Annotated in this window: 9 protein-coding genes; all 9 read right to left on the bottom strand. The window is 65.0% G+C overall.

Annotated features, from left to right (window positions below; all coding sequences use genetic code 11):
• A partial coding sequence (locus LzC2_RS18070) for a glycosyltransferase family 2 protein (RefSeq protein ID WP_206678784.1) occupies positions 1 to 787 on the bottom strand: 787 nt, incomplete at its 3' end.
• Between the two features lie 185 nt (positions 788 to 972).
• Positions 973 to 1446 (bottom strand): class I SAM-dependent methyltransferase, encoded by a 474-nt coding sequence (locus LzC2_RS23095; RefSeq protein WP_171189431.1) that lies wholly within the window; start codon positions 1444 to 1446, stop codon positions 973 to 975.
• Positions 1447 to 1720: 274 nt separating this feature from the next.
• Positions 1721 to 2542: a hypothetical protein gene (locus LzC2_RS18060; protein WP_171189430.1), complete on the bottom strand. Its 822-nt coding sequence runs from the start codon at positions 2540 to 2542 to the stop codon at positions 1721 to 1723.
• Positions 2448 to 3554: a glycosyltransferase family A protein gene (locus LzC2_RS23090; protein WP_414636423.1), complete on the bottom strand. Its 1107-nt coding sequence runs from the start codon at positions 3552 to 3554 to the stop codon at positions 2448 to 2450. Before LzC2_RS23090 ends, LzC2_RS18060 begins: the two co-directional genes overlap by 95 nt.
• A 1325-nt stretch (positions 3555 to 4879) precedes the next feature.
• Positions 4880 to 5872, bottom strand: coding sequence for a glycosyltransferase family 10 domain-containing protein (locus LzC2_RS18050; RefSeq protein WP_171189428.1), 993 nt, complete (start codon positions 5870 to 5872; stop codon positions 4880 to 4882).
• A 44-nt stretch (positions 5873 to 5916) separates the two neighbouring features.
• The gene (locus LzC2_RS18045) at positions 5917 to 6966 is read right to left on the bottom strand and encodes a galactosyltransferase-related protein (RefSeq protein ID WP_206678783.1); all 1050 of its coding nucleotides are present in this window, start codon (positions 6964 to 6966) and stop codon (positions 5917 to 5919) included.
• A gap of 17 nt (positions 6967 to 6983) precedes the next feature.
• Complete coding sequence (locus LzC2_RS23085) at positions 6984 to 8270, bottom strand: acyltransferase family protein (RefSeq protein WP_171189426.1); 1287 nt, start codon at positions 8268 to 8270, stop codon at positions 6984 to 6986.
• On the bottom strand, positions 8228 to 8830 hold the full coding sequence (locus LzC2_RS18035) for an acyltransferase (protein ID WP_171189425.1): 603 nt from the start codon (positions 8828 to 8830) through the stop codon (positions 8228 to 8230). The genes LzC2_RS23085 and LzC2_RS18035 overlap by 43 nt, the downstream gene beginning before the upstream one ends.
• A 46-nt stretch (positions 8831 to 8876) precedes the next feature.
• Positions 8877 to 10112: glycosyltransferase family 4 protein (locus LzC2_RS18030; RefSeq protein ID WP_206678782.1), on the bottom strand; the 1236-nt coding region annotated here is incomplete at its 5' end.

Raw genomic sequence — 10112 nt, 5'->3', positions numbered from 1 at the left:
GCTGCCAGAGTTGCGGCGTCGCCGCCCGCCGCCGCAACTCTGGCAGCTGGGCGGCAAGGGCCGCGGCAGCGGCCAATTCAGCCCGGTCGCCACGGCCGGCGTTTCGGGCTTCAAGCGAGGCCTGAGCCAGCCGACCAAACTCCGCCTGCGCTGCCATTAATGTCGTGGATACGTTCTCCGCCGACCACCGCCAGAAGTACAAGGTCTCTGGCAGAAATGCGAGGCGTCGGCCCGGCTCGTCTGCCAGCATCCGCAGCCATAGGTCACAATCTTGAGCACAATAAAACGCACGACGATATCCGCCGACCGCCTCGTAGGCCTCCCGGTGGAACATGACGCTGCCGTGAACTGGGTTCACACCGGACCCGTCCACCACCCCACGAGTTGCGCCGGCTGAGTCAGCGGCTCCGGTGAAAGTTTGAAAGGGCTCCCCGCCGGGGCCGATTTTCTCGACCGTAGAGGCGACAGCGACAAGGTTGCGGTCATCCTTCAGACGATCGACCTGCTTGCCCAGCCGTTCAGGGGCGCTCACATCATCAGCGTCCTGCCGGGCGATGAACCTTCCCCGCGCCTCTTGGCATCCGCGGATCAAAGCGGCTGTCAGCCCGGCATTCTCCTGCTGGATCACCCGCACCCGCGGATCAATGTCGGCATAGACAGCGAGCAGATCTGGAGTGGCGTCGGTTGAACCATCATCAACGACGACTAACTCGTAATCTGTAAGCGTTTGCTTCAGGATACTGTCGACCGCTTCGCGGAGCGTGTGTGTGGCGTTGAAGACGCCCATCACCACGGAGACTTGTGGCTCAGTCAAGCGATTTCTCCTTCAATGCTAGGGGCAGGCTGGAACAGACATCCGGGTGGCTATGAAGCAGACGCTGCCGCCACAATAAAGTCGGTCTATTTCCACTTCTTCATCAGATCAGCGCATTCGCCGGGAGGGCGAGAAAAGGCATTGACGTATGGGCGCGGTCAAGAATTCGCAGACAGGACCGAATCGCTCTCAGGTACCGGCCGATTCTTGAAAGGGCTTGCAACGAGTCCATCGGCGGCCACAGCCGGTCGACTTAGAATAGATTGCCGCCAGTGAACAATGTTAAGACGCCCCAAGGGGTCATGTGGAAATTGAGACTGATGGTACGGCTCACCCTGTGACACTGCTCCCAAGAACGTTTCGCCGGGTTTGAGCACCCACGCAACTTCCTGCAGGGTCAAACCCGGATCATATAGACATTCAAGAACAGAATAGGACAACACCGAGTCGAACATGCCGCCTTCGAAGGGTATCGCGTGGGCGTCTACCAGCAGGTCGGCCGCATCGCCATCATAATCAACTCCGACATACTTCAGTCCCAAGTGCTCCGCAACTGGAGCTTGATCCCGCGGCCCGCATCCTAGGTCGAGCAAAGCTGCCCCTCGCTTCTGCCCCTCAGCCAGCACGGCCATCAACCCAAAAGAGTATCTCGCAGCGGCAGGTTCCTCGTGGATGCGTGGGGGAGCGGCAGTAGGAATTCTCTCTAAAAGAGCAGACGGATTGAACCCAGGGCGGATCGAGGCGGCGACTGTTCTCGTCCGTTTACGATTTGGACGCAGATCACGACTGCCTCGACCTTCAAAGCCGCACGACTCGAGCAGGGGGGGGCTGGCACCCAGTATTTTAGTGCTGCATTCTGGACAAATCAGATATACTACCTGCCAACCAGAAGGACCGGCGACGGGGTCAGGCACGGTCCACTGTCGAGTCGAGGAATGGGCGACGGTCTCCTGACTTTGATACCGATCGTTCAAGGATTAAGCGCAGTATGCGGACTGCCTCTGCTCGCAATGCGGAGGTGTCGTACCGCACCCGCTGCCGCGACTCCATCAGGAACTCCTCATTCCCCATCACGATGTGCGACGCGGCGGGGGCGGCGGCCGCCCCTGCCGGCCCTTGGATCGCGTTGGCCGCAGCGGCCAAGTCATTGCAGAACGCCTCATACGAGTCGAAGCAGACCCGGCCACGGAAATCCCGCAGGAATCGTTCGCAGCGGGCGTCCTCCCCCATCAAGAAGTTGAACGCGAGGAGGACGGTAACCTGCGAGCCCCCTTTCCCCGACCGGCGGAGCTTCTGCAGCATCGATCCGGCGAACGCCCGCACATCCTTGTAGCAGAACACCATGGTCACCGAGTTTGTAGGGTCCGGCAGAGCCTCCCCTAGGTAGTCCAGCGACTTTGAGAAGTCGATCGATGCCACTTCCGGACCGTACACGTTGGTTGCTTCGCGGAACAGCCGGGCGTACTTTTCTCGGGTGACAAAAGGGGCAGTGGAGCCGCTCAGATTCTGCAGATTTGACCAGAACTCGCACCGGTCCGAGTTTTCGCCGCAAGAGCAGAGGTGCTCGGCGGGCTTCTCCCCCCAGCGGTCCACATACACCTGTATGTGCCACGGAGATAAATACAAGGCGACTTCACCCATGGCGTGGTTGCCCGACTGGCGGGCGAGGATGTTGGACAGGAGGGTGGTGCCGCTGTACGCCATCCCCATCACATGGATATGTTTCATCGCGGCCCGCCCTCGGGGGAACCACCGCCTTTACCGACCGGCGGTGACCGTAGAGAGACTCGGCCCGCCAGAACAATTCTCCGGCCACCCGCGGTCCGGTCACCCGGGCCACCACCTCAAACACCTGCCGCCCCGGAACGTCCGGGCCGGCCACCCGGACGATCCGCAGTAGTTTAGCGGTTTCTTCCCGCATGCCGCGGGCGGCGGTCCGGCGGGCGGTGGCGAACGCCCATCGGGCAAGGTGTTCGGCCTCCGGTCCCCCCGGACGGACCCCCGCCGCGGTCGCCCCTTGCCACAGCCCTGTAATTAATTGGGTACGGATCGCCAGCCGGTCGCGGGTGGTCCAGTCGGCTGCGGTGGTCAGCCTCTCCCCAGCATGAACGACTGTCTCGCTCACCGCTTCAGGCACCCGGCACAGCCGCGTCCCGGCCGCGCCAACTGCGGCCTCAAACAACCAGTCCTCGTGGACCGGCAGGTCTGGGTAGGGCCGCGCTGCCTCCACCACAGACCGCCGGAATAGGGGTGTGTGGGTGCTCCACCATCGGTCTACCAGCAATCCCGGGAACAGGGTCGTCCGGTCCTCTCCGCTAGCCTTGAGGGGCTCCTTCAGCACTCGCCCGCCTTCGTCTACAAGCCGCGTGACCCCGTAACAGACTCCGCAGTCCGACCGCTCCCGCAGGGCCGCCACCTGGAGAGCGAACTTGTCGGGTAACAGCCGGTCGTCGCTATCTAGAAACTGGATGAACTCCCCCCGCACAGCCGCCAGCCCGGTCTCCCGAGCCCGCCCGGCCCCCCTGTTCTCCTGCCGAATCACGCGGATCAAGCTTGGATGGGCAGCGGTCAGATCGGCGGCGGCGGCCGGAGTTTCGTCAGTAGACCCATCGTCCACGATAACCACTTCCACCGGCCGGTACGTCTGGGCTAACGCACTTTCCACCGCCCGTCGCAGCATCCGAGGGCGGTTGTAAACGGGGACAATGATGCTCACGAGACCATACACCCCCCCAAGCATGGTGTGTTGTCGTGGAACCTCCTGAGCTTCCCACTTCTCACTCATTGGAACTTCCTCTTCCCCAGCCGGCAGTTGCTTTCTGCAGAATTCTAAGTCGAAAGAATATCCGGAACGCTCGGGGAGTGGACCATGCCGCAGAAGCTGGTAGGACTGACAGAACTTCATCAACATGAAAGTTGCAACCAACGGGCCTGCGGACACCGCTGAATCTACCACATCGCCCGTTAGGGTTCATAAGCCCAAGAGCCTGCAGTTCGGCAAGGCTCACCAACATCGCAGACATAAGAAGACCAGTCGTTCCACAATCCGCAAGGGTGGCATTAAGACCAGGTGGCCAGTAGGTCTAGAAGATCCGTTCCAAGTTCCACATCTCCCGCTCCACGGACGCCATGGGTGTTCTGCGGCGGCGGAGTCCGACCCCGCCAAGCGGCTATCTGCTTGCGGATTTTCATCACGGGACCGCCCTTCGCACTTCCCCCTCGCATTACTTCCGCGGGTGGTGTAGACGGCTTGTGCGGGCCCTCCGCTTCGCCGAGGAGCCTAGCTACGTAGGCTCGAGCGTCAGCCGGCAACACATGTCGGCGGTGAACCCAGATCGCCTGAGCGGGAGCCGACGCAGGGGATTCCCAGCCGCCGTAGATCCGCGCGTCCGCGTACAGCACGTTGCCGAAGTACTTCCAGAGCAGAAGGGTAAGTGCTGGTTGATCGTGCCGGTGTAGGTGGTGGGTAGCGGTAAATAGTCCCTCGTCCAGCGTCATCTCATAAAACTCATCGCGTAGTGCTGCAGCACGGGGATCGGCTAGGTCGAGGCCATAGATCCCTGAATTAATGCTCGGAATCCGGCCGAGCTCCTCGTCTGTCTTACCTGAATGCACCTTCAGCCGTGGGTTCACGTTTGGCAATAGAGGCCAAAGGTTTGTACTGCAGAAGTAGGAGCGTTCGACCGTTTGCTGAACCATGTCGGTAAGTGGCCGCAAAGCTAGAACTCCACCGTCGAGCCAAATGTACAAGGATTTCCCCAGATCACGCATCACCCACCCCCGCCAGCACATGCGACGCCGCCAGTGCGGGACAAAGGGCGGTACTCGCACTACGCGCGCAGCGTGGGGTTCAATCGCGGCTACGAACGCCGGCTTCATCCCCAGATCATAAACTGTGACTGGAGGGTGATCCGGCCAGTTCGCTCGAAGCGAGCCCAATTGCACAAGAACTGATTGAGCGTGGCTGTCCGACGCAGCCGTTGCAAGAATCACATCAGATGGTAGTGAGCTTTGGGGGGAGGCCATTCGCTTCTATGTCACAAGGAAATTTATGTCACAAGGAAATTAAAGCGTCGCCTGTTCTTCGATGGCCACCGCCCTCCGCCCGCCGACCTGATTAAGAGCCGCCGCAACCGCGGCCCACCAACGCGTGCGTGGTCTGAACACGCCCGGTGGAATGAACTCCTCAAGAGCAGCGGCGATCCGGCGGTGAAGACCGGCCCCGTCCCGTACGTCTAGGGAGTCGGCCCGCCTCAGGTTTTCGGCTAGGTGAGGTCGCATCGTCTCGTACTGCTCGGCTGCGAGCGTCGGCAGCAGATCGAGTAGCTCCGGCAGCGTCTCGAACGTGACAAGCCCGCGGGACTCGAAGGTCTCTTCGATCGTGGGATCGCCCCAATAGACTGGCACAGTGCCGCACTCGAAACAGTCGATCAGCTTCTCCGTGTAGTATCCGGCAGCCCGCACGTTCTCCATCGCCACACTGAATCGGTAAGGAGTGAGCCCATCGGCCTTCTGAGGCAGAGGTCGGATGCCCTTCCCAAAGCACGGCACGCCACGGGCCGCGAGGGCAGCGGCGACTTCTTTGCGGAGCCTGTACCCGAACCGGTCATCGTGCTCCACGCTACCGAAGAAGCTTACGTCGGCTCGCTTGAGCATCCCCGCCGCGACCGTCGCCGGATCCCCCGCCGGAACCCAGCGGGTTCCGTAGTCCAGTCTCCGGAACGGTCCGCCGCGTCCCCGTAGATGGCTGAGATGGGTGAGAACGACCGCGAACTCTACTGCGGCGGCCGGGAAGCGGGCGAATTGCGGTTGATTCGGGGTTTCCACCAGCACCGCGGCCCGCCGGGCCGCTGGCACCCGGGCTAAGTGCCGGCCGGGCGTCGACGCGGCGTCGACGAAGATTCCAGCCCGGAACTGCAAACCGACCCGGTCGTCGGGGTGGTACAAAAACACCCACCGCGTGCCGGCGTGGGCGACCTCCACCCGCCGGTGATATGACGCCCCGTAAGCCGCTACGTAGGTGACCGGGGCGTCGTCCGGCAGGTTCCCGGCCGCCATCAACATTGATGTGCCGACAGGCCACGGTAAGGGCGGTCCGTCAATCATATCCGTACCCCGGACTCCAAGGTGACCGGATCCCAGCCGCCGCGGAGGCGGACGATGCGGGCGGCGGGCGATTCGGCCGATCGGGCAGCATGGAGGCTTTCGTTCCGGTCGCCGCTCACCTTTTTAGGGGCTGGCGGGTGCCAGAGGTGGATGAGCGGTTCGGTACCGTATTCGTCGACCCCCAAAATCCTCAGACGAGACAGGAACTCTGCATCTTCCCCTCCCCATCCCTCGAACGCTTCGTCATGCCCGCCAATTGAAAAGTAGGCGCTACGGCGGATCGCCAGCGGAGTCGGATTGTTCTGCACGACCTTCTCGATTTCGGCTCCGGTCGTTTCCAGATGCCCGGAGGGACAGGTTATGGAGTCGGGAGGAAGCCCCGCGACCCAATGTTCGGTAGTCAGGCGATCGACATAGAAGATCAGCCGGCCCGGCCGCACGCCCGCTGACCGGGCAAGGGCCACCCCACACCGAGCGAGATAGCCGGGGGCAGGAAGATAGTCTGCGTCGTGGATCACTAAGGCCGGTGCACGGGCGATGGCGGCGGCCCGGTTCAGAAGCCGGCTCTTGTTGAACGGGCCGCCGTCGCGCACCGCCACCTGCCGAACCCCCGATAAGCCGTCGGCCGCCGGTTCCCCCGGCCGGAGTTGCTCGGCCAAAATGACCTCGGCCCCGCCCGGGGTGGCCGCTGCCTCAGCCGCCAGTGCCGCCAGCACCAACTCCAACAGCGGCCGTCGGGCCGGGTCCCCGCCGGCCGGCACGAGCACGGAAACTGCCGGGTCGGGCGTCGTGGGTACCCCAGCCCACCGCAGCGAGACCGCCGGCAGGGCGTGGGTGAGCAGCCGGGCGGCGATGGAAGGGAACACCCGCCCGACCGTCAGGTCCGAGGAGTCCTCCCACCTGCAAGCGAACCCGGACCCGCCGGCTGGGTCGGGCGTCAGCAGTTCGCTACGGTTACACAGCCCCCGCCACCGCCCACTGCCCAGCAGCATCGCCAGCTCGGCCCGCCATCGCTCGTGCAGCCAGCACCCGAACCAAGCTCTCATCTGGGCCGGAGCACCCGTCATCCCGCGGCCGATCCTGGAGGGCATTCTGGTAATGGCGAGCCGCCGGACCGCCGCGCCGTCACAGAATGTCGCTCGACCGCGAGAAAGAGCAGCCAGCCGCTCACGATCCCGCATGCGGTATACACCAAGAAATATACTGGCCACGCCCTAGGGCGGTCCACTATTGGTAAATATCGGTCGAATACCGAGTCTAAAACGGCGTACACTGGGGAGTGTGCTAGATACACGCTGTATGAGATCAAACCTACCCACGCAAACGCACCTGCCACCGCTTTGGCGGCGACCCCAAGGCGAGCCGGGCCCCCACCCTGCTCCCACGCTAATGTCCGGTTCAGCACACACCAGAACGCTACGGCGAACAGTGGGTCGCAGAGCACATTGCAGTCCCACCGCCGCATGTATAAAAACTCGACCCACGCCGCATCCCCGAGCCGGGACTCGTGAAGGTATTCAAGCGGCGTGCGATTCAGAAACCCGGCCACGAGGCACAACGCGGCCGCTAACGTCAGGCTGGACGCGAACGCCGGCAACTGCCGAACGCCGGCCCAAGCCTCGACCGCCACCGCCCCCAGAGCCCAGTGCAACCAAAAGGCGAATGGCCAAGTGGTCCACGACCCGAGCGGGCAATCGGGGGGGAATACGCCGGCCACGAAGGCGACTCGCCACCCGACCGTGACGACCGCCGCCGCCGCGAGGCTGAGGCGGGTGGAGGTCGTCAGCAGGACGAGCAACGGCACGTATAACAGATATAACTGCTCTTCCATCCCGAGGGACCACATCGGCGGGTTCGCCAATCCCTTAGAATATTCGGGATGGAGATTGTGCACCATCACAAGATGCGTAACGAGGTCCGGTCCAAGTCCGCCCCAGTCGTACCGGCCATGCACCGCCGCCAGCCCCAGGGCGAGACCGATCGCGGCCAAGTACGTCGGGTACAGCCGTTTGACCCGCCGCTTCCAGAACGCACGCCAAGACGGTCGCGACCGGTCACCGGCCGCTGCCCGCAAGGCCCATCGCCGGTGTATGCAAAACCCGGAGATGATCACGAACGCTGGGACGCCCAAGTATCCGTACTTGAACAAGGCCTCTAAGACCAAGAACGGATCTTCCCGCCAGCCGCCGGCCCCAACCAGCCGCCCGTGGGCGGCCAAGACGGCAAGTGCGGCGAGTCCCCGACCGAGATCGATCGTCAGCAGCCGGCGCCCAAGCGACGGATCAACCGGACGGTCTGGGACGCCGCTCACCGTCGACTCCCGATCCGTCGCGCCGGCACGCCGGTCCATACCTCCCCGGCGGGGACATCCCGGGTGACGACCGCACCGGCCCCTACGACCGCGCCGGCCCCGACCGTCACGCCGGGGGTGACCGTGACCCCCGCAGCCAGCCACGCCCCGTCTCCGACGGTTACGCCCGACCGGGCCGGGTCGAGATCAGCCGACACCCCCCCGTCCGGCCGCCGCCGGTGGTTAGCCGCCACGAGGGTGCAGAACTGAGCGATCAGGCAGTCCGCCCCGACCGTCACGTTGCCCCCACCGGCGCGGAGGTTATTCAGTGGGCCGACCCATGTGCCGGGGCCGATTGCGATCGCCGCTGGCCCGTCCGCGGGTCCGCCGAATGCGAGTACCGTCCCATCGCAAACGGTCGCCCCCCGTCCTAGCGAGAGGCACCCGGTCGGATCTCCCTCGAACCGCACTCGCCGACCGAGCTTCGCCTCGGGGTTCGAGGCCCGAATTGTGGCCTGCACCGCCAGTTCCCTCCGCCGCTCCCCAAGGTCGCGTACCAACTCCGGGTCAGTGAGGAGGTTCAGCCCGCTTAGAAGCGTGCGCCACCACGACCAGATCATGCGGGCTCTCCCACGCACAGGGGTCCGGCGGTGTCCGGTCGCGTCGTCACTGGGAGGACGACCTCGGCGGGACGGGGACTTGGGGGCGATCCGGGCGGTCGAGGCGGGCCGCGTTTGCGAGAAACACGGACTCCGGCTCGGACCAGTCCGACAGGGCGTGCGGCCACTCCCCGCCCGGCCCGCCGTCGGTCACGGGCCGCGCAGTCAAGCGCCGCACTTGCTCGGCCAGTCCGGGGCCGAGGACCGCGTCCAACCGGCCGGCGGACTTCGGCGGGGGTGTCGGCCCGACCGCTGGGGGGGCTTCCAGCACGCTCAGGAACGCCTGCTCCCACGCGTTTGCGGCTGCTGTCGGGCTGTTCAGGCGGTTCGCCAACTCCTGTCCAGCGGCCGCCAGCCGGTCCCGCAGCGGCCGGTCTCCCGCCAGTCGGCCCAACGCTGCGGCACCCGCAACTGGGTCGCCCACGTCGAACAGCAGACAATTCTCTCCGTCGACCAAGACCCCCTCCCGCCCGCTGCCGACGTACCGGCTGCTGACCACCGCCACCCCCCGCGCGAACGCTTCCCAAATGACGATCGGCCCGGTTTCCCACAGGCTCGGCATGATCAGCGCGTCGGCCCGATCCAGCACTCGAGCCGGCACCTCGGCGGCCGGCACCCGGCCGAGCCACTCCACCCCGCCGGTCCCTGCGAGCCCGGCCCGCAGATCATCGCCATCCGGCCCATCGCCGGCCACCAGCAGGCGAGCACCCGGCACGGCGGCGGTCAGCCCCCGCCAGACCGCCGGGAGGTCCGAAACCCGCTTCTGCCCGTCCTCTAGCCGCCCCACGAAGGCGACCGTAAACGGCCCGCGGTGGCCGCTCCGGTCCGGTGGGTCGGCCAGCACCGCGTTGGGGAGGCCGTGGGTCGCGTGGTACAGCCGGTCCCCCGGGAACCCAGCCCCGGCCGCGACCTCACACGCCAGCCGATTTGTACAGACTAGCCCGTCGACGCAGCCGATCAGCGTCAGCGCGTCCGCGAACAGGTCCGCTTGGATCCCGTGGCAAGTCATTACCGACCGGGGGCGCCGCCGGGGGGGCAGTTCGGCGACGGCGGCAAGAGCGTCGGGAATGTTGACCGTTACGACGAGGCCCGGCCGCACGGCCCGCACGGCGGCTGCCACCGCGTCCCGGCGACCGCGTGGGGTGCCGGTCCGGCAGGAAATCGATACCCAGTCGGAGTCGGGATGGGTTTCAAGATAGGCCGCCGGCCGGTGATAACGTGCCCCCTCCACAAGCCCCAGCAC

Source organism: Alienimonas chondri (assembly GCF_013036045.1).
Classification (GTDB): Bacteria; Planctomycetota; Planctomycetia; order Planctomycetales; family Planctomycetaceae; genus Alienimonas; species Alienimonas chondri.
This window is presented reverse-complemented; position numbering and strand designations above follow the sequence as displayed.